Raw genomic sequence first — 20425 nt, forward strand, 5'->3', positions numbered from 1 at the left:
TCTTTCATGGCGCGCTGTCGATGACGCCTTCGGGCCGGCGCGGCAAATGCAGCGAAAAGGTCGAACCGGCGCCGATCACACTGGCCACGTCCACCGAACCGCCCAGCAGCTGCGCCAACTGGCGGCACAGCGGCAACCCCAGGCCCGTGCCCTTGGCGCCGGCCTGCAGCGGATGGGCGATCTGGCTGAATTCCTCGAAAATCAGTTGCAGGTTGTCGGCCTCGATGCCGATGCCGGTGTCGCTGACGGTGAAGGTGAGCTGGTCGCCGCCATCGTCGAGCAGCGCCACCTCCACCTGGCCGGCCTGGGTGAACTTGAGCGCGTTGGAGATGAAGTTGCGCAGGATCTGCGCCACCTTGGGCTCGTCCGACAGCAGCCGGCAAGGCGCCGCCGGCGCGACGAACACCAGCTCGACGTCGGGATTGCGCGTCAGCGGCCGCAGCATGCCCTTGAGGGTGCTGAAGAGGTTCTCGATGTCGATCGGCGCGATCGTCAGCTCCACCTTGCCCGCTTCGATCTTGGCCAGGTCCAGCAGGTCGTTGACCAGCTCCGACAGGTCGAAGGCGGCGCTGGCGATGTAGCCGACCTGGCGCTCCTGCTCCGGGGTCAGCTCGCCGTCCATGCGGTCGAGCAGCAGCTTGGCCAGCGCGCGGATCGAGCTCAATGGCGTGCGCAGTTCGTGACTGGTGTTGGACAGGAAGCGCGATTTCATCTCGTCGGCCTTGCGCAGGCGCTCGGCCTTTTCCTCGATCTCGGCGTACAGCGCCACCACGCCGCGGTTGGTGTCCTCCAGCTCGCGCGTGAGCGACAACAGGTCGTCCTGGCGCTCGCGCAGCTCGGCCAGGGCGGCGCCCAGCTCGCGGTTTTGCTGCTGCATTTCCGAATACGTGTTCTGCACCGGGCTGGCCGCCAGCTCGGCGCCGACCCGCGCCAGGCCGGCGGCGTCGATGCGCTGGCCGGCCGGCAGATCCTTGCGCATGACCACCGTCAGGCCGCCGCCGGCCGCGTGTTCGACCTCGCAGTCGTCCATCAGCCGCCGGGCGGTGAGGATGGCGTTGTCGAACTGCGCCGCCGCCGATTCCATCTCGACGCCTGCCGCCGCCACGGGCGGCGTGAAGGCCGACAGCGAACCCTGCGCCGACACCGGCCGCGCCTCGGCCCGGATCGACACCGTCAATTGCGCCACCAGGCCGCGCTGGTCGAGCGCGAACTGCCCGCGCCCGCCCGACAGCCGGCCGTAGGCGCAGCGCGCCACCTCGGAGACCGCCGTCGCCACCCGCACCTGGTCCTGCACGCCGAAGCCGAGCAGGCCGGAGATCTGGCGCGCGCGCTGGCGCACCAGCACCACGTCAGGCTCGCTATCGATGCCAACTTGCAGAATGCGGGTAAGCGACATCAACGTTCTCCAGGACAGCGTTGCACCAACACGCAGGCGTCGTCGCGCACGCGCGCGTGGTCGCGCAGCAGCACCGCCGCAATGATCGCCGGATCGCACGCTGCCAGGCCCGGGTACTGCGCCAGGTCCCACTGCGTGGCGATGCCGTCGCTGGCGAGGATCACCAGCGCGCCGGGCGGGCATGGCAGCACGAACTCCTGCACCTTACGAATATTGTGGCCGACGATGCCGTTGTGCGACATCATCTGGCGGCGTTCCTCGCCGTCGATCACACAAGCGCCGATGTTGCCGACGCCGGCGAAGGACAGCTGGCGCGCCTCCAGGTCCAGCAGCGCGATCGCCTGCGCCGCGCCGCGCGTGGGCCGCAGCGCCGCGTGGCATACCTCGATCTGTTGCGCCGGACGCATGCCCGGCTGCAGCGCCATCGCGTCGACGGCGGCGCGGCCGGCCTTGGCCGCTTCCGGTCCGTGTCCCAGGCCGTCGACCACCATCAACGCGATGGCGTGCCGCTGGCGCGCCACCAGCCAGGCGTCGCCGCTCTCGGTCTCGCCGGCCAGCGGCAGGCAAACCGCGCCCGACAAGGAAGGGGACGGCGCTGGCGCCGGCGATGGCGCCCCCGCGCCGGTGCGCGGCCACAGCCGCATGCAGAACACCGCACCCTTGCCGGGCACGGCGTAAACGTCGAATTCGTCGGCCAGGCGGCGCATCGCCCCCAGGCCGGTGCCGGCGGTGCCGGCGCTGGAGACGCCGTCGCGCAGCGCCTGCCCCAGGTTGGCGATGCCGGGGCCCTTGTCGAGCGCCAGAATCTCGACGCCGGCGCTGTCGCCGCTAAACACCGGCAACAGCGCAATGCGCCCCTCGCCGGCGTGCTTGAGGATGTTGGTGGCGGCCTCGCTGATGACGATGGCGACCTGGCCGCTTCGCACATCGTCGAAGCCGGCGTCCTGCGCCATGCGCTGGCCGCAACGGCGGGCGCTGGCGATATCACTCGGATGAACAATTGAAAACCACTGCTGGCCGTCGAACGAACTGGCTATTTTTTCCATTTGACGACCGCCACGGCGGTGCCCTCTCCACTGCGTGAATCGATGTCGAATTCGTCAACAAGTCTTTTGGCGCCGCCCAGGCCGAGGCCCAGGCCGCCGCCGCTGGTGTAACCGTCGCGCAGCGCCTGCGCGATGTCGGCGATGCCTGGGCCGTCGTCGGCGAACACCAGCCGCAGGCCATGGCGCACGCCATCCGTCAGGTCCTGCGCGACAACCATGCCGCCGCCGCCATATTTAATGGTATTGCGCGCCAGTTCGCTGGCGGCCGTCACCAGCTTGGTCTGCTCGACCAGGCTCAGTTTGAGCGCCAGCGCGTGCTCGCGCACCACCCGGCGCACGGCCACGACATGCTCGTCGGTGCGCAACGGCAACGTTTGGCTGGCGCGCACCATGCGGTCCGCTTCCAGCAGCGGCGAGGCGAAGCGGACCGGGTCCGCTGACGACGCACCGTTCATTGATAACTCTTGCCGAGCAGGGCCATGCCTTTTTCGACATTGAGCGCGGTTTTCACGCCCGGCAGGGTCAGTCCCAGCTCGACCAGGGTGATGGCGACGGCCGGCTGCATGCCCACCAGCACGGTCTGGGCGTCGAGCACGCGCGCCATCGCCGCCGTGTTGCTGATCATGCGGCCGATGAAGGAGTCGACCAGGTCGAGCGCCGAGATATCGATCAGCACACCCTTGGCCTGATCCTTGACGATGCGCTCGGTCAGGTCGTCCTGCAGGGTCATCGCCAGGCGGTCATGCATGTCGACCTGGATCGTCACCAGCAGCAGGTCGCCGATGCGCAGAATAGGGATGCGTTCCATCGGCGGCTCAGGCTTTGCGGGAAATGGTCGAGCCGACCCGTGCCAGCGCCACGATGAAGGCGTCGGCCAGGGTGGCCTTGGTCACCACGTCGTCCAGGTTCACGCCCAGGTGGACGATGGTTTGGGCGATCTGCGGGCGGATGCCGCTGATGATGCAGTCGGCGCCCATCAGGCGGGCGGCGGCGATGGTCTTCATCAAGTGCTGGGCCACCAGGGTGTCGACGGTCGGCACGCCGGTGATGTCGATGATGGCGATGGCGGCGCCGGTTTCGACGATCTTCTCCAGCAGGCTCTCCATCACCACCTGGGTGCGGGCGCTGTCGAGGGTGCCGATCAGCGGCAGCGCCAGGATGTCGGTCCACAGCTTGACGACCGGCGTCGACAACTCCAGCAGCTCCTGCTGCTGGCGCACGATGATCTGGTCGCGGCTCTTCTGGAACACCTCGATGGTGAACAGGCCCAGCTTGTCGAGCAGGGTGCTGACGTTCCACAGCGCCTCGGCCAGCAGCTCCGGCTCGCCCGCCAGCGTCTGGCGCAGGCTGCCGAACAGCGACTGCTTGAGCGAGAACACAAAGGTCGCCGTCTCGCTCGGGGTCGAGCCCTGCTTGGCGCGTTGGCCGGAGATCTCGGTCAGCTGGTCGCGCACCTCGTCCCAGGCGCGGCCTTCGATGCTGTCGAAGCCGCCATTCAAGGTTGCTTCAGGCAGCAAGGTCAGGAACTGGCGACAGTGGCGGCGCAATTGTTCCTGCGAAGCGCTGTCGCTACGGAATGCCATGCTTTCCAGATTTGCGATCCAGTCGGCGCCGATCTCGGCCTGGTGCTGTTGAATCAGGGCGCTGATACGGCGCGCGTTGTCGTTGGTGGTCATCAAATCCCCGGAGGTTGTCGTGCAAATTAAATAATGGCAACTAATAGTACCAAAGCATTGCGGCTTTCCGATGTTCAATTGACCACGCGCGCGGCCGCTGCGCAGGCAGCATAACAGGGGGAGAGATAGTACGGAGGGGAAACCGAAGGAATATTCGAATATTCAGGTGGCGTCGTGAAAAATGATGCCCAGCGTATGGCGCAGCGGCCCGGTGTTGGCGCCGGCCACGGCCCGCAGCCGGCTGACGCCATGCCGCATCGCCACCCGGTAGACGCCGCGCGTGCCCTGCACCGGCCGGTGGTTGACGGGGAAAATCACCATGTCGCCGCGCCGCAGCGGCACCACCTCCACCCGCGATTGCATGCGCGGGCGCTGCTCGGTCAGCACGAACTCGCCGCCATCGAAGTGCTTGCCCGGCTCGCTCAGCAAAATCGCCGCCTGCAGCGGGAACACGTGTTCGCCGTACAGGTCCTGGTGCAGGCAGTTGTAATCCCCCGCCCCGTATTGCAGCAGCAGCGGCGTCGGGCGGTTCTGGCCGGCGGCGTGGCAGCGCGCCAGGAAGTCGGCGTGTTCGGCCGGGAAGCGGGTGTCGATGTCCATCGCCTCGTGCCAGCGGTTGGCGATGGCGGCCAGCGGCGCGTACAGCGCCTGCCGCAGCGCCGAGATCATCGACGGCAGCGGGTAGCGGAAGTACTGGTACTCGCCGCTGCCGAAGCCGTGCCGCGCCATCACCACGCGGCTGCGAAACAGCTGCGGCTGCGCGTATTGCGCGGCCATGGCGGCGCTTTCGTCGGCCGTCAGCATGCCGGGGACGATGGCGTAGCCGTGCGCGGTGAGCTCGTCGGCGATGGCTTGCCAATCCAGCCCCGCCACGTGCACGGCGATGCCGGCCGCCGCGCCGACCGCCCGACGGGCGTTGGCCAGCGCCAGCGCGCCGGCCGCGGCAGCGGTAGCGGTAGCGGTGGCCGCCGTATCGGCGCCGGCCGGCGCGGTGGCATCGCCTGGCGGCCTGGCCGGGGGCGCGCCCACCGGCGGCGTCTTGCGCGGCTGGCGCGCCGGCGCGCCGGCGCTGAAATCGAACTCCCCGTTGTCGCTACTCATTGCCCAGCCTCTCCCTGTCCAACAGCGCCGCCTTGCGGTCCACGCCCCAGCGGTAGCCGGAAATCGAGCCATCGTTGCGCACCACCCGGTGGCAGGGAATCGCCACCGCCAGCGCGTTGGCCGCGCAGGCGCCGGCCACCGCCCGCGCCCCCTTGGGCGAGCCCACCAGCTCCGCCAGCTCGGCGTAGCTGACGGTGCGCCCGGCCGGTATCTCGCGCAGCACCTGCCACACCCGTTGCTGGAACGCCGTCCCGCGCACGTCCAGCGGCAGATCGAGGCCGATTTCGGGCCGTTCGACCATGCCCACCACGCGCGAGACCACCTGTTCGTACTCGGCCTCGGCGCCGATCAGCTCCGCCTTGGGAAAGCGGTCCTGCAGGTCGCGCACCAGGAAGTCCGGGTCGTCGTCGATCAGGATCGCGCAGATGCCCTGCGCCGTGCTGGCCACCAGGATCGCGCCCAGCGAACAGGCGGCGATGGCGAAGCGGATCACCGTGCCGGCGCCGCCGGCGCGGAAGGCGGTCGGCGTCATGCCCAGCACTGCCGGCGAATTGGCGTAGAAACGGCCGCTGGAATTGAAGCCGGCGTCGTAAATCGCCTCGGTGACGGACGCCTGCCGCGTCAAGCCTTCCTGCACCCGCCGCGCGCGCCGCGCCTGGGCGTACGCTTTCGGGGTGATCCCGGTCACCGCCTTGAACATCCGGTGAAAGTGGAAGCGGCTCACGCCGACGGCGGCGGCCAGGCGGTCCAGGTCGGGCGCCTCGTCGGCGGCGTCGATCAGGCGGCAGGCCTCGGCCACCAGCGCGGCCTGGCGCTCGGCCAGCGGCGGCAGCTCGGGCTTGCAGCGCAGGCAAGGCCGGAAACCGGCTTGCAGCGCCGCCTCGCGGCTGTCGTGGAAGGCCACGTTCTTGCGCAGCGCAGGGCGCGCCCCGCACGACGGCCGGCAGTACACGCCGGTGCTGCGCACCGAATACCAGAACACGCCGTCGGCGCCGGCGTCGCGCTGTTGCACGGCCGCCCAGCGCGACTGCTCGTCGGCGTAGGGGACGGTCGTTTCGGTTGGTTTATCGATTACCTTGTCCATCTCGGACTCCATCGTTGAATTGGAATGGTGCCATGCTATCGGGCGACGCATGACGTCGCACTCCAACTCTTGCTTTTGAATTCCTCCTTTTGAATTGTACCCGTGCCGGGTGCTAAAATGCCCCGCTCCGCCGCCTGCGGAGGCGCGTCAGGAGAACCCGTTTGGACGATCAAAGCGATCAGCAACAAAAAAGCCCCCCGCCGGCCACCCCGGACGGCACGCCTATTTTCCAGCGCATCAAAGACCATTTGCTGGCCCAGATCGCGGCCGGCGTCTGGAAGGAAGGCGACGTGATCCCGTCCGAACAGGCGCTGGTCAAGCAATTCGGCGTCTCCCGCATGACCGTCAACCGCGCCGTGCGCGAACTCACGGCCGAACAGGTGCTCACCCGCCGCCAGGGCTCCGGCACCTATGTCGCCCAGCAAAAATACCAGGCCACGCTGCTGGAGATCAAATCGATCGCCGACGAGGTGCGCGCGCGCGGCCACGTCCACCGCAGCAGCCTGCAGCAGCTCGAACGGGGCAAGGCCAGCGAGCTGATGGCCAAACAGTTCGACCTGCCGGCCGGCCACCCGCTGTTCCATTCGGTGATCATCCACTTCGAGAACGCGGTGCCGATCCAGGTCGAGGACCGCTGGGTCAATCCGCTGTGCGCGCCGGACTACATGGAACAGGACTTCGCCAGCATCACCCCCAACGAATACCTGATGAAGGCGGCGCCGCTGCAGGGCGCCACCTACAGCATCGAGGCGCTGGCCACGCCGCGCGACATCGCCGACATGCTGGCCATCGACACCCGGCAGGCCTGCCTGGTGCTCAAGCGCCAGACGCTGTCGGGCGGGCGCATCGCCAGCATCGCCACCATGTGGCATCCCGGCCACCGCTACCAGTTCGCCGGCAGCTTCGCCCAATAAGGCCCTTCGCCACGGCGACGGCGCGTGACTCCCAACTGGCAAGTCGCGCGGCGCGCCGCTTTCTCACCGAATGTCACGTCCGGGCCCGGACGCGGGGCGTTTTTGGGCCTCAAATGTGTCTTTTTCGGGGCGCCGCGGCCCCGCCGAGACGCAATTCCCTTCTTTTCTTATCGATGAGATCACAGCGGTTAAAACTGCTATAGTTGGCTGCCTCCAGACACCCACTGTCACCGGAAAGGGAAGCTCTTGCCGCACAGCCGTTCCCGCGTTCGCCCGAGCTCCTGGCGCCGTTTGCCGCGCCGGGTGGCGGCGTTCGTCCTGCTGCTGGCCGGCGCGCTGCACGGCGCCCAGGCGGCCGAAAAGGTCACTATCCAGCTCAAATGGCGGCACCAGTTCCAGTTCGCCGGCTACTACGCCGCGCAGGACCAGGGCTACTATCGCGACGCCGGCCTCGATGTCACGCTGGCCGAGGCGGTGCCCGGCAGCGACCCGCTGCAAAACGTCGCCGGCGGCGCCGCCCAGTACGGCGTCGGCAACACCGGCCTGCTGCTGGCGCGCGGCGCCGGCCAGCCGGTGGTGGTGCTGGCCTCGATCTTCCAGCATTCCGCCGCCGCGCTGCTGGTGCGCCATGGCCCCGGCGGCGAACCGCGCCCGTGGGCCGGCAGCCGCGTCATGCTGGCGCCGAACAACGAAGAGCTGACCGTCTACCTGAAAAAACTGGGCGTGCGCAGCGACAGCCTGCATCTGCCCGCCCATACCCACAACTACGACGACCTGCTGCAGGGCCGCGTCGACGCCATGTCGGTCTACACCACCGAGGCGCCGTTCGTCCTCGAACGCACCAACCTGGCCTACGCGATCTACTCGCCGCGCGCCGTCGGTCTCGATTTCTACGGCGACGTGCTCTACACCACCGAGAGCGAATTGCGCGAGCATCCGGCGCGCGCGCGGGCGCTGCGCGAAGCGACCCTGCGCGGCTGGCGCTACGCCATGGCGCACCAGGGCGAGATCGCCGACCTGATACGGGCCCGCTATCCCGAGCGCAACAGCCGCGAGCTGCTGATGTTCGAGGCGCGCCAGATCGCCTCGCTGCTGGAGCAGGACCTGATCGAACTCGGCTACAGCAATCCGGAGCGCTGGGGCGCCATCGCCCGCGCCTACGCCCAGCAAGGCATGCTGCCGGCCGACTTCAAGCTCGACGGTTTCCTGTACCAGCCGGAGGGATCGAACCGGCTGCTGCGCTACGGCGGCTTCGCGCTCGGCGCGTTGCTGCTGCTGGTAACCCTGGGCGGCGCCTGGCGCCTGCGCAAGCAATCGGCCGCGCTGTCGGCCGCGCGCGCCGAGCAAAACAGCGCCGAGCGGGTCGCCGGCCTGGCGCTGGAAGGCTCGGGCGCCGGCACGTGGGAATGGCGCATCGACAGCGGCGCCCTGACACTGTCGGCGCGCTATTGCGAACTGCTCGGCTACGACGGCGGCCCCGGGGCGTCCAGGCCGGCGCCGGCGCAGCCGCTGGCACAACCGTTCGCGCAGTCGATCGAACAATGGCGCGGCCATGTCCATCCCGACGACCTGGCGCAGGTCGAGCGCGGCATCCAGGATTGCCTGGCCGCCCCGCCCGACGGCAACGTCCAGATCAGCAGCGAGCACCGCATGCGCTGCAAGAACGGCAGCTGGAAGTGGGTGCTCATGCGCGGCATGGTGATCGAGCGCGACGCCGCCGGCAGGCCGCTGCGCGCGGTCGGCACCCTGGCCGACATCAGCGACCGCGCCGCCGCCGAGCAGGCGCGCCTGTGCGCCGTGGTCGACGCCACGCCGGGCGCGGTGCTGATCGCCGACAAGAGCGGGCGGGTGCGGCACGCCAACCCGGCCTGCGCCGCCAGCTTCGGCTACGATGGCGACATGGCCGGGCGCTCGGTCGACCAGCTGGCGCCGGAGGCGATGCGCAGCAACGGCCGCGGACGCGAGCTGTTCGCCCGCGCCAACCTGCCGGGTCGGGTGCTGAGCGCCCACCGCGCCGACGGCAGCACCTTCCCGGCGATGGTGCACATCACCCAGGTGGAACTGGGCGGCCAGGAGCTGGTGATCATGGCGCTGCGCGACATGACCCAGCGCCAGCGCGCCGAGGAGGCGCTGCAGGCCAGCTCCGAGCGCTACCGCCTGATCGTGCAGACCGCCGCCGAGGGCATCTGGATGAGCGACGCCGACGACCGCACCACCTTCGTCAATCCGACCATGGCGCGCATGCTCGATTACGACGTCGAGCAGATCATGGGCCGCGCCATGACCGACTTCATGGACGCCGACGGGCGCCTGCAGCTGCACCACCACCTGCAGCGGCGCCTGGCCGGCGAGGCGATCCAGGGCGACGTCAGCTTCCGCCGCAGCGACGGCAGCACCGTCTGGTGCCTGCTGTCGACCACCGTCATCAATTCCGACGCCGGCCACTACGCCGGCACGCTGGCCATGCTGACCGATATCACGGCGCGCCGGCAGGCCGAGGGCGCGCTGCGCGGCTCGAGCCAGCGCCTGGCGTCGATCTTCAACGCCGTCACCAACGGCCTGGTGATGGTCGACGGCAACGGCGCCATCCTCGAGCGCAACGCCGCCGCCGCGCGCATGCTGGCGCACGCGCTGCCGATCGAGCCCAACGGCGCCAACGGCGGTGGCGGCGGTGGTGGCGGCGGTGGTCTATGGTGCGGCGTGCGCGAGGACGGCACCCGCTTCGACGCCGCCAGCCATCCGGTGCGCCTGGCCATCGTCACCGGCCTGTCGGTGCGCGACGTGGTGATGGGCATCGCCCAGCCCGACGGCGCCGTGCACTGGCTGTCGATCAACGCCGAACCCATTCCCGACCAGGGCGGCGCCGTGCCGCTGGTGGTGGCCAGCCTGACCGACATCACCGACCGCAAACGCGGCGAGGACGCGCTGCGCGAGTTGAACGAGCATCTGGAGGAGCGCGTCGCCCAGCGCACGCTGGAGCTGGACCAGGCGCGCCAGGTGGCCGAGGAGGCCAGCCAGACCAAGGGCCAGTTCCTGGCCAACATGAGCCACGAGATCCGCACGCCGATGAACGGCGTGATCGGCATGGCCTACCTGGCGCTCAAGACCGATCTCGATCCGCGCCAGCGCGACTACCTGGAAAAGATCCGCTTCGCCGGCGAGCACCTGCTGGGCATCATCGACGACATCCTCGACATCTCCAAGATCGAGGCCGGCAAGCTGGCCATCGAGCAGGTCGACTTCGCGCTCGAACATGTGATCCAGACCCTGACCACGGTGGTCGCGCCCAAGGCCGCCAGCCGCGAGCTGGAACTGGTGTTCGACCTCGATCCGACCCTGCCCAAGGTGCTGCGCGGCGATCCGCTGCGGCTCGGCCAGGTGCTGATCAACTACACCAACAACGCCATCAAGTTCAGCGAAAAGGGCCGCATCGACGTGCGCGTGCGCCAGGTCGTCGGCGACGCCAACGGCTGCCTGCTGCGCTTCGAGGTGAGCGACTGCGGCATCGGCCTGTCCGAGGGCGAGATCGAAAAGCTGTTCCAGTCGTTCCAGCAGGCCGACACCTCCACCACGCGCGAATACGGCGGTACCGGCCTGGGCTTGTCGATCTGCAAGCAGCTCGCGCAGTTGATGGGCGGCGAGGTCGGGGTGCGCAGCCGGCCCGGCCACGGCAGCACCTTCTGGTTCACCGCGCGCCTGGGCGTCTCGAGCGCCAGCGTGCCGGCGCTGATCGACCGCGTCAAGGACGCCGCCGCCGAGCTGCTGGCGTCCTCGCGCAGCGCGGCGGTGATGGCCGCGCTCAAGAACGCCCGCATCCTGCTGGTCGAGGACAACACCTTCAACCAGCAGATCGCGCTGGAGATGCTGGAGGAGGTCGGCTCGTCGGTGTGCCTGGCCGCCAACGGCATGGAGGCGCTCGAGCTGCTGCGCCAGACCGCCTTCGACTGCGTGCTGATGGACGTGCAAATGCCGCTGATGGACGGCCTGGAGGCGACCCGCCGCATCCGCGCCGACCCGCGCCTGGCCGACATCCGGGTGCTGGCCATGACGGCCACGGCCACCAGCGAGGACCGGGTGCGCTGCATCGAGGCCGGCATGGACGATTTCATCTCCAAGCCGATCCAGCCGGCGCTGATGTACCAGACCATCGCCAACTGGCTGCCCGAGCGCGACAGCACGCGCGAACGGCCGGCGGCGCCGGCGCGCCCGGCCTTCAAGACCACCTTGGGCGGCGATCCGGCGGTGATCGACCTGTCGATCCTGGCCAAGCTGCTGGGCTACCATCCGCACAAGGTGCGCAAGTTCGCCTTCAAGTTCCTGCAAAACAGCCAGGACGTCATCACCCGCATGGAGGCTGCGCTGCGGCGCGGCGACATGACCACGGTGCGCGACCTGAGCCACCGGCTGAAGTCGCCGGCGCGCACCGTCGGCGCGCTGGGCATGGGCGAGCTGCTGCTGGAGCTGGAGGAACTGCCGCTGGACGATCCGGCCAGCGCGGCCAGGGCGCAGGCGCTGCTGGCCGACCTGTGGCCGCTGCTGGAAAAGATCACCGAACAGATCATGACCAACACCACCTTCGCCGACGACAACTAGGGTCCAGGTTATCGCCCAACGGCGGCCCAACGGCGGCCCAAACGGCGGCCTTTAGACATTCCGCCGCACATTTTTAAAAAATGGGTTATTATTTCAGCCATCCCCGCCTGCCGACCTTGTTGCCATCCCATCCAAGACATTGAATTCGCGCAATTGGCCACCATCTGTTGCCTGTAACCGGCAACGTTGTAGGCGATTGCGGACAACATGGCATAATCTCCAGGCGTTATTGACCCACTGACCTCGATTGAGGAATATATGAGCGAAAATATCAAACACATCACCGATACTTCTTTTGACGCCGACGTCCTGAAGTCCGACCGCCCTGTGCTGGTCGATTTCTGGGCCGAATGGTGCGGTCCTTGCAAAAGCATCGCCCCGATCCTGGAAGAAGTGGCCAAGGAATACGACGGCAAGATCCTGATCGCCAAGATGGACGTCGATTCGAACCAGGCCGTACCGGCCAAGTTCGGCATCCGCGGCATCCCGACCCTGATCCTGTTCAAGAACGGCGTTCCTGCCGCTCAAAAAGTCGGCGCGATGGCAAAAGGTCAACTGACTTCTTTCATCGACAGTAATATCTAAGTACGGTAGTATTTGGCTGCATCGACGGCGCCGCGCCCGCGGCACCTTCGATGGACAGGCAAAAAACGATGGCCCGGCCAGACCGCAGCCCGTTTTATAATTAAACAGACAACACCACGCAGTTCCCTCCCCTACCTTTACTTTCCCGTCACGGGACACTCAACACATATGCATCTATCTGAATTAAAGGCCCTACACGTCTCGGCATTGCTGGAGATGGCCATCGGTCTTGATATCGACAACGCGGCGCGTCTGCGCAAACAGGAACTGATGTTCGCGATCCTGAAAAAGCGCGCGAAATCCGGTGAACAGATCTTCGGCGACGGCGCCCTGGAAGTGCTGCCCGACGGCTTCGGCTTCCTGCGCTCGCCGGACGCCAGCTACATGGCCTCCACCGACGATATCTACATTTCCCCTTCCCAGATTCGCCGCTTCAACCTGCACACGGGCGATTCGATCGAGGGCGAAGTGCGCACCCCTAAAGATGGCGAGCGCTACTTCGCGCTGGTCAAGGTCGACAAGGTCAACGGCGAATCGCCGGAAGCCTCGAAGCACCGCATATTGTTCGAGAACCTGACGCCGCTGCACCCGAACGAGCCGCTGCGCCTGGAACGTGACATCAACGGCACCGAAAACATCACCGGCCGCATCGTCGACCTGATCGCGCCGATCGGCAAGGGCCAGCGCGGCCTGCTGGTGGCGTCGCCGAAATCCGGTAAATCGGTCCTGCTGCAGCACATCGCCCACGCGATCACCTCCAACCACCCGGACGTGACCCTGATCGTGCTGCTGATCGACGAACGCCCGGAAGAAGTGACCGAGATGCAGCGCTCGGTGCGCGGCGAAGTGGTCGCCTCGACCTTCGACGAACCGGCCACCCGCCACGTGCAGGTCGCCGAGATGGTGCTGGAAAAAGCCAAGCGCCTGGTCGAGATGAAAAAAGACGTGGTCATCCTGCTGGATTCGATCACCCGCCTGGCGCGCGCCTACAACACCGTGATCCCTGCCTCGGGCAAGGTATTGACCGGTGGCGTCGACGCCAACGCGCTGCAGCGTCCGAAGCGTTTCTTCGGCGCCGCCCGTAACATCGAAGAAGGCGGTTCGCTGACCATCGTCGCCACCGCGCTGATCGAGACCGGTTCGCGCATGGATGACGTGATCTACGAGGAATTCAAGGGTACCGGCAACATGGAGGTGCACCTGGAGCGCCGCCTGGCCGAGAAGCGCGTCTACCCGGCAATCAACCTGAACAAATCGGGCACCCGCCGCGAGGAACTGCTGATCAAGCCGGACCAGCTGCAGAAGATCTGGATCCTGCGCAAGTTGCTGTACTCGATGGACGAGATCGAGGCGATGGAGTTCATCCTCGACAAGATGAAGGCCACTAAAAACAACGGTGAGTTCTTCGACATGATGCGGCGCGGCGGCTAAAAACCCGCAAGGCGGCCACAGGGGTCGTACTCCGTACGGGACTCGGCGTCCCCGTACGACCCCACGGCTCCGGTGTGCGGGTTGATATTCGCCCACCGCATCATAACAAACAGGCAACCTCGGTTGCCTGTTTCCGTTTACGGCTGTATAATCCCCGGTCGCACTATCTAAACCACTGGCAAGTGATCGGCAATCGGGTCAAGAAGCAGGATCGACCGACGAAGTGCTGTTTGGCTACCAAACCTACCGAGACTTACACATGAAACCAGAAATCCATCCAGAATACCGCGACGTAGTGTTCCACGACCTGTCGTGCGACTTCAAATTCGTCACCCGTTCGACCATCCAGACCCGCGAAAAGATCCAGCACGAAGGTAAAGAATACCCGCTGATCAAGATCGAGGTGTCGGCTGAATCGCACCCGTTCTACACCGGTAAGCACAAAATCGTCGACACCGCTGGCCGCGTTGAGAAATTCCGCCAGAAATTCGGCGCCGTCGGTTCGAAGACCCAAGTCGCTCAAGGTTAATTCCTTCCCGCGATTCAAAAAAAGCAGCCTCTGGCTGCTTTTTTTGTTTGTCGGCCTCGCCTCTCGCCGGTTTTCCTTCATACTCCCGTCTACCTCAATTTGCACACTGATCGATGAAGCCAGTTCGTCTTCCCGCCGCCGCCACCCTGGCGCTGCCACGCTGGGCCCTGTTCGCCCTCGGCCTGCTCTACATCCTGCCCGGCCTGATCGGCCGCGATCCGTGGAAGAACGACGACGCCGCCAGCTTCGGCATCATGTGGACGATGGCGCACGGCACCTGGCAAGACTGGCTGTGGCCCAACATCGCCGGCCTGTCGATGCCCGACGAGGGCCCGCTGGCGTTCTGGATCGGCGCGCTGGGCATGAGACTGTTCGGCTGGCTGCTGGGCGACGTCATGGCCGCCCGCGTCGGCACCGTCGCCATTTTCGTGATCGGCGTGTCATCGCTCTGGTTCGCCACCTTCAACCTCGGCCGCCGCCAGGACGCGCAACCGTTGCGCCTGGCCTTCGGCGGCCAGCCCGAGCCGGACGACTTCGGCCGTACCCTGGCCGACGCCGCCGTCCTGATCTACCTCGGCTGCCTGGGCTTGCTGCTGCACAGCCACGAGACCACCTCCGAGGCGCTGCAGGTGTCGCTGACGGCGTTCATGCTGTACCGCACCGTGCGCTACGTCGAGGCGCCGTCGCTGCGCAACGCCGCCCTCAGCGGCCTGGCCATCGGCCTGCTGACGTTGACGCGCGGCTGGGTCACGCCGGTGTTCCTCATGCTGGCCGTGTTCGCCTGCACGCGCCTGCTGGCCCAGCCGGTGCTGCGCGCGCTGCGCGACCTCGGCTTGGCGCTGCTGGTCGCCGCCGCCGTCGCCGCCTTGTGGCTGGTGCCGGCCGAGGCGCTGCGCCCGTACAACCAGCAACCGCTGCAGGCGTGGATGGAATGGAACCTGAACCAGGTCGCGCTGCCCACCATCGCCGCCTTCAAATACTTCTTCCGGGTCGGGGTCTGGTTCTTCTGGCCGGCCTGGCCGTTCGCCGGCTGGGCCGTCTGGGCCTGGCGCCGCCAGCGCCTGGCGCTGCACATCGTCGTGCCGCTGGCCTTCGTCACCATGGGTACGCTGCTGAGCTTGTCCACCGAGGTGCCCGAGCAGGGCCAGTTGCTGGTGCTGCTGCCGCCGCTGGCCGTCATGGCCGCCTTCGGCCTGCTGACGATGAAGCGCGGCGCCATCAACGCTATCGACTGGTTCTCGGTGATGGCGCTGACCTTGTGCGGAGCGGTCATCTGGCTGTTCTGGGTCGCCAAGCTGACCGGCTGGCCGGCGCAGTTCGCCAAGAACGCGTTGAAACTGGTGCCGGGCTTCACGCCGGAGGTGGGGTTGGTGGCCGTGCCGGTGGCGCTGCTGGCCACCGCCGGCTGGTTCGCGCTGGTGCACTGGCGCGTGTCGCGCCGTCCGACGGTGCTGTGGCGCGCCGTGGTGCTGTCGTCCGGCGGCGTGATCCTGATCTGGATCTTGCTGATGACGTTGTTCCTGCCGGACGTTAACTACAGCAAGAGCTACGCCAGCGTGGCGCGCCAGATCGCCGAGAAGATTCCGTCGAAGGCCGATTGCATCGAAACGAATGTGGGACCGGCGCAACGCGCCTCGTTCGCCTACTACGCGCAACTGCCGTTCACCGGTGTCGAGGGCGGGCGCTGCAACCTGCTGCTGCTGCAGGACAGCACCAAGGTGCGCGACAACCGCGAGATCCAGCCGCAGCATCGCGGCAAGCAGTGGGCGTTGATTTGGGAAGGTCGCCGGCCGGCAGACCGCTCCGAGCGCTTCCGCCTGTACCGCCGGGTCGACTAAAAGACTGGGCTGAAAAACTCGGGCGCCGGCGGTCGCGACGCGGCCGCCCGCCCAGGGCATGGTCGCATCAGCGACGCGCCATCATCATCGTGTTGGCGGGCAGCTTGGCGGCCATCGGCAGCTTTTCAAAGTTGCTGATGCCAACCGTCTCGCCCTGTTCGGTGAAGACGATGCGGGTGCCGGCCTCGGTAACGAACACCGTCGGCGAGGAGGCGAAGATGCGCACGCGCTGGCCCTTGTCGAGTTGCGTGTAGAAGTGGTTGCCGTTTTGCGTGAACTGCAGGATCTGGCCGTTGGTCAGCTGATAAGCGTTTTTGAAATCGGCGAACTCGCCCGGCGTCACGTAGTAGCGGGCCGGCTTGGCCTTGATCTGCACGCTGCTGTCGTCGGCGTGGGCTGCGGACATCGAGGTGAGGACGAGGGCGGCGGCGATGCTGAACAGGGTCTTTTTCATGGTGTGCTCCGTAAGGTTGTTGGTTCATAAACTGCTCGGGGATCACCGCTGGAATGTGCTGTTCAGCGGCTGACGTGATCACATTAACAAAAGCCGGCGCCAATATCCGGCGTTTGCGACGAGCGGTAAAACGGCGGTCTTCAAAAGCAAAAAACCCCGACGAACGGAATGCGCCCGGACCCTGCCCCGGGCCGCCCGGCCCTAGCGGCCGCGCGCGCCGCCGGCTGTTGCACGACACGCTTTTTTGTTGAGCAAAAGCGAGACAAAACCAAAAAGGACCGCTATAGTTCACATAGGATGAGTTGCCGCACGGCATGTTAGTTTCACAAGATTCGTCCCACGTTAACCCTTAGCAACACCCGGCTGCGCCACACCGCGCACCGGCAACGGCGGCCTCGGCTGCTGCGCCCCACTCCCGCGCACCAGCCCGACACTCAGCTGCCCACTCCAGGTTGGATAGCGCATATGTTTACTCTTCACAAACTTCAATCCGCATTACGCAACAATTACGTCCGCGCCGCGCTGCTGCTGCTGGCGATCGCCGCCGCCGCGCTGTTCAGCTGGCGCAGCGACGTGCCGCAGGACACCGGCCCGATCATGCGCTCGCAGGACATTTCGCAGATCACCGCGCTGGCCACGCAACGCGAGCGGCTCGAATACCTGATGGTGGCCGCGCCGCTGTCGGAGGCGCCGCGCTATATCTTCAAGCTCAAGGGCGACCCGATGCTGCGCGTGATCAAGGTGCCCAGCACCTCGCACCTGAGCCTGGAGCGCGAAGTCCTGCTGCGCAATAACATTCCCTACTCCATCGCGCGCGAGGACTACCTGGCGTCGCACAAGGCGGTGCTGGTCGACGAGGACGACAGCAAGCTGGCGCGCGCCGGCGGCTTCCTGCGCCGCCACGCGGTCGATATCCTGCTGATCGGGCTGGTCCTGTTCCTGCTGCGCCACGGCATCCCCGGCACCGGCGTCAGCGCCACCGTGCTCGATCCGTCGCAGCTCAAGGGCAATATGGACGACCTGATCGGCATGGAAGATATCAAACAGGAAGTGCTGCACCTGGAAGACATGATCCGCAACCGCGCCGTGTACCGCGAGCACGACATCGACAAGCCGTTCAACGTCATGCTCACCGGCCCGGCCGGCACCGGCAAGACCAAGCTGGCCGGCTACCTGGCCAAACGCCTCAACGTGCCGCTGATCCAGGCGTCGGCGTCGGCGCTCGAATCGGGCTACATCGGCGGCGGCTCCAAGGCGCTGCACGCGCTGCACCGCAAGGCCTGCGCGCGTGGCAGCTGCATCATCTTCCTCGACGAGGCGCAGGGCTTGTTCATGCCGCGCGGACGCGGCGAAAAGAAATGGGAAGACGACACCGCCAACACGCTGCTCGGTCTGCTCGACGGCGTGCGCAGCGACAAGGGCGCCGGCGTGATCTGGGTGGTCGCCTCCAACTTCGACGACGCCTCCTCGCAGATGGACGAGGCGATGCTGCGCCGCTTCTCCGTCAAGATCAACTTCCGCCTGCCCAACAAGGGCGAGCGCAGCGAGCTGCTGCGCTCCTTCCTCTCGCGCAAGGCCCAAGGTTGCGTCGATTGGGACGCGCTCAACCTCGACCACGTGGCCGAGATCACGGCCAACCTCAGCCCGGCGCTGTTGCAGACGGTGGTCGAGCGCGCCAGCATGATCGCCATCCAGGAGAAGACCGTGATCAACACCGACTTGATGTTCCGCGCCTTCGAGCGCGCCACCATCGGCCTGACCGACCGCGCCACCACGGCCGAGAAAACCCGCCAGCGCGAACGCGTCGCGCTGCATGAGCTGGGCCACTTCTTCATGCAGATCGATCCGTGGCTGCGCGAGGGCCTGCCGCTGGCCGAGGTGAAGGAACGTTCGCCGCTGCTCAAGATCAGCACCGAGTCGGTGTCCAAGCTCGGGGCGCTCGGCTACGTGCTGTCGGCGTCGGACGACGTCGCGTTGCGCACGCTCGAAGAGCTCGAACGCGACGTGATTCAGCTGTACGGCGGCGTGGCGGCGGAGGAGCTGTTCTACGGCGCGCGCGGCATCTCGGTCGGTAGCCAGAACGACATCCAGAAGGCCACGTCGATGCTCGACATGATGGTCAACAAGCTGTCGATGTACTCGCGCTCCAAGCTGGACTACTCGCAGTTCAAGAACAAGGAAAACGACCTCGACCAAGTCCAGGCCAAGGCGGACGAGCTCTACACGTACACCTTGCAATCGATCAACGATTACCGCGACCAGATCAGCGAACTCAAGGATGTGTTGATGGACCAGTATGTGCTGTCGAAGGATGCCATCTTCGCGCTGCTGGAGCAGCAGCATCAACAGCGTTTGCTGAAGGCTGCCTAGCGGCTTAATCCCTGGGACAGCGCCAGCACCAGTTGGGAAAGGTTGACGGCGACCACGAGCCACATGACGAGCTCGACGCGGCCCAGCCGATGGTCGACCCTTTCCACCCGCTGGTCGACCGTCTCAAGGCGCTGGTCGACCCTTTCCACACGCAGGTCGACCGTCTCAAGGCGATGGTCGACCCTTTCCACCCGCTGGTCGACCGTCTCAAGGCGATGGTCGACCCTTTCCACCCGCTGGTCGACCGTCTCGAGGTGCTGGTCAACCCTTTCCACCCGCTGGTCGACCTTGTCAACCCGCGTGGTCAGGTTGTCGACCCTGACGGAAAGCGCCGCCACATCGGCACGCAACAGCGAGACCTCATGTTCGAGCGTCTGCAAGCGCCAGACCAAACCATTCAGCCGCTCCTCAAGCACAGTCGCTTTGACCGTCAGCGCGGCGACTTCCTTACGCATCGCGCCGACCATCTCACTGTGACTGCGCAGCACCCGCTCAAGCGCCGCCAGGCGCTCGTCCTGGTCGACCAGCTGCTCGCCGTGGGATTCGAGCTGTTCTGTGTGCGCCGCGTTCACCAGTTCGGTAAGCGCATCAACCCGCGCGGCCAGCATATCCACTCTCTCGGACAATTCCATAGCCCCCTCCACTCCTTCCGGTGCACGACTAAAGTTTATACTGTTTGCGGGAATACGATGGTCGTTCATGCATCCATTGTCGGACACAAAAAAACGGACTCATCCGACAAAGACAGCGCGGTTTGATCTGCGTCGAGCAGGAGCGGTGTCGGGCGGGACGGCCTCCCACTTGCTTAAAAACCAAATAGTGCGCATCAAGGCTTGCGGCTGCGAAGCAAATCAGTGATAATGCGGGTCGCGTTGCCGGGATGGCGGAATAGGTAGACGCACGGGACTCAAAATCCCGCGCCGCAAGGCGTGCCGGTTCGATTCCGGCTCCCGGCACCATGAATGTGAATTGAGTACGAAACACACTGCTTCACCAAACGACAAAACCCGCATCGCCATCAGGCTCTGCGGGTTTTTTGTTGGATGGCGCCGGCGCGCCGGCCCGTCACTGGTGACGGCGGATGGCGTCGCTCTTCCTGCGGGTCTCCGGATAGGCCAGCACGCGGCGGATCGCTTCGGTGGGGACCTTATACGTTTGCATATACGCCCAGGCGATCGCGCTCCCCTGCGACTCGGCCAGCCAAATTCCATGTTCCACCGCCGCGCTCAGCGAAGCGTTGTGTCGTTGTTCTGTTTGCATGTGCTCTCTCCCAATGGACACGCAAGTTATCATAAAAATAAAAACAATGTCGCGTGCGAACTAAAGTGCAGCCATTATACTGTATAAAAAGACAATTTCCCCCACCACGCCCCCACCCCTTCGTTAGGCCCCGAACAGACGCGGCCCC

General features: G+C 66.2%; 17 protein-coding genes and 1 tRNA gene. 8 read left to right on the top strand and 10 right to left on the bottom strand.

Features of this window, described 5'->3' with window-relative positions:
- Window positions 1-4: 4 nt before the first annotated feature.
- The 7 genes from NHH88_30140 to ada all read right to left on the bottom strand — a co-directional run bounded on the left by NHH88_30140 (window position 5) and on the right by ada (window position 6303).
- Window positions 5-1396: a sensor histidine kinase gene (locus tag NHH88_30140; protein USX13858.1), complete on the bottom strand. Its 1392-nt coding sequence runs from the start codon at window positions 1394-1396 to the stop codon at window positions 5-7.
- Window positions 1396-2442, bottom strand: coding sequence for an ATP-binding protein (locus tag NHH88_30145; GenBank protein ID USX13859.1), 1047 nt, complete (start codon window positions 2440-2442; stop codon window positions 1396-1398). The genes NHH88_30140 and NHH88_30145 overlap by 1 nt, the downstream gene beginning before the upstream one ends.
- Window positions 2430-2897, bottom strand: a complete 468-nt coding sequence (locus NHH88_30150; GenBank protein USX13860.1) for an anti-sigma regulatory factor — start codon at window positions 2895-2897, stop codon at window positions 2430-2432. The genes NHH88_30145 and NHH88_30150 overlap by 13 nt, the downstream gene beginning before the upstream one ends.
- On the bottom strand, window positions 2894-3250 hold the full coding sequence (locus NHH88_30155) for an STAS domain-containing protein (GenBank protein ID USX13861.1): 357 nt from the start codon (window positions 3248-3250) through the stop codon (window positions 2894-2896). Before NHH88_30155 ends, NHH88_30150 begins: the two co-directional genes overlap by 4 nt.
- A gap of 7 nt (window positions 3251-3257) precedes the next feature.
- Entirely contained in the window at window positions 3258-4118 is an 861-nt protein-coding gene (locus tag NHH88_30160; protein USX13862.1) for an STAS domain-containing protein, read from the bottom strand.
- 162 nt (window positions 4119-4280) lie between these two features.
- Window positions 4281-5219: a 2OG-Fe(II) oxygenase gene (locus NHH88_30165; GenBank protein ID USX13863.1), complete on the bottom strand. Its 939-nt coding sequence runs from the start codon at window positions 5217-5219 to the stop codon at window positions 4281-4283.
- The gene (ada, locus tag NHH88_30170; protein ID USX13864.1) at window positions 5212-6303 is read right to left on the bottom strand and encodes a bifunctional DNA-binding transcriptional regulator/O6-methylguanine-DNA methyltransferase Ada; all 1092 of its coding nucleotides are present in this window, start codon (window positions 6301-6303) and stop codon (window positions 5212-5214) included. Before ada ends, NHH88_30165 begins: the two co-directional genes overlap by 8 nt.
- Window positions 6304-6464: 161 nt before the next feature.
- On the opposite strand from ada, the gene hutC reads away from it, so the two are divergent.
- The 6 genes from hutC (at window position 6465) to NHH88_30200 (ending at window position 16193) form a co-directional block, all read left to right on the top strand.
- A complete protein-coding gene (gene hutC / locus NHH88_30175; protein USX13865.1) occupies window positions 6465-7217 on the top strand; it encodes a histidine utilization repressor in 753 nt (250 codons plus the stop codon).
- A 246-nt stretch (window positions 7218-7463) separates the two neighbouring features.
- The gene (locus NHH88_30180) at window positions 7464-11810 is read left to right on the top strand and encodes a PAS domain S-box protein (GenBank protein ID USX13866.1); all 4347 of its coding nucleotides are present in this window, start codon (window positions 7464-7466) and stop codon (window positions 11808-11810) included.
- A 258-nt stretch (window positions 11811-12068) separates the two neighbouring features.
- Window positions 12069-12395, top strand: coding sequence for a thioredoxin TrxA (gene trxA / locus NHH88_30185; GenBank protein USX13867.1), 327 nt, complete (start codon window positions 12069-12071; stop codon window positions 12393-12395).
- Window positions 12396-12563: 168 nt separating this feature from the next.
- A complete protein-coding gene (gene rho, locus NHH88_30190; protein USX13868.1) occupies window positions 12564-13826 on the top strand; it encodes a transcription termination factor Rho in 1263 nt (420 codons plus the stop codon).
- Window positions 13827-14085: 259 nt separating this feature from the next.
- Window positions 14086-14355, top strand: a complete 270-nt coding sequence (locus tag NHH88_30195) for a type B 50S ribosomal protein L31 (protein USX13869.1) — start codon at window positions 14086-14088, stop codon at window positions 14353-14355.
- A gap of 113 nt (window positions 14356-14468) precedes the next feature.
- Window positions 14469-16193: a glycosyltransferase family 39 protein gene (locus NHH88_30200; protein USX13870.1), complete on the top strand. Its 1725-nt coding sequence runs from the start codon at window positions 14469-14471 to the stop codon at window positions 16191-16193.
- A gap of 67 nt (window positions 16194-16260) precedes the next feature.
- On the opposite strand, the gene NHH88_30205 is transcribed toward NHH88_30200, so the two are convergent.
- A complete protein-coding gene (locus tag NHH88_30205; protein ID USX13871.1) occupies window positions 16261-16647 on the bottom strand; it encodes a gel scht in 387 nt (128 codons plus the stop codon).
- A 465-nt stretch (window positions 16648-17112) separates the two neighbouring features.
- Here NHH88_30205 and NHH88_30210 point away from each other — a divergent pair, with 465 nt between their 5' ends.
- Window positions 17113-19017, top strand: coding sequence for an AAA family ATPase (locus NHH88_30210; protein ID USX13872.1), 1905 nt, complete (start codon window positions 17113-17115; stop codon window positions 19015-19017).
- Here NHH88_30210 and NHH88_30215 read toward each other — a convergent pair.
- Complete coding sequence (locus NHH88_30215) at window positions 19014-19649, bottom strand: hypothetical protein (GenBank protein ID USX13873.1); 636 nt, start codon at window positions 19647-19649, stop codon at window positions 19014-19016. The two genes, NHH88_30210 and NHH88_30215, sit on opposite strands and share 4 nt — an antisense overlap.
- A 242-nt stretch (window positions 19650-19891) precedes the next feature.
- On the opposite strand from NHH88_30215, the gene NHH88_30220 reads away from it, so the two are divergent.
- Window positions 19892-19976, top strand: a tRNA-Leu gene (locus NHH88_30220).
- A gap of 106 nt (window positions 19977-20082) precedes the next feature.
- Here the strand turns inward: NHH88_30220 and NHH88_30225 are convergent.
- Complete coding sequence (locus NHH88_30225; GenBank protein ID USX13874.1) at window positions 20083-20277, bottom strand: hypothetical protein; 195 nt, start codon at window positions 20275-20277, stop codon at window positions 20083-20085.
- Window positions 20278-20425 lie beyond the last annotated feature (148 nt).

This window comes from Oxalobacteraceae bacterium OTU3CAMAD1, assembly GCA_024123915.1.
In the GTDB taxonomy this organism is placed as follows: domain Bacteria; phylum Pseudomonadota; class Gammaproteobacteria; order Burkholderiales; family Burkholderiaceae_D; genus Rugamonas.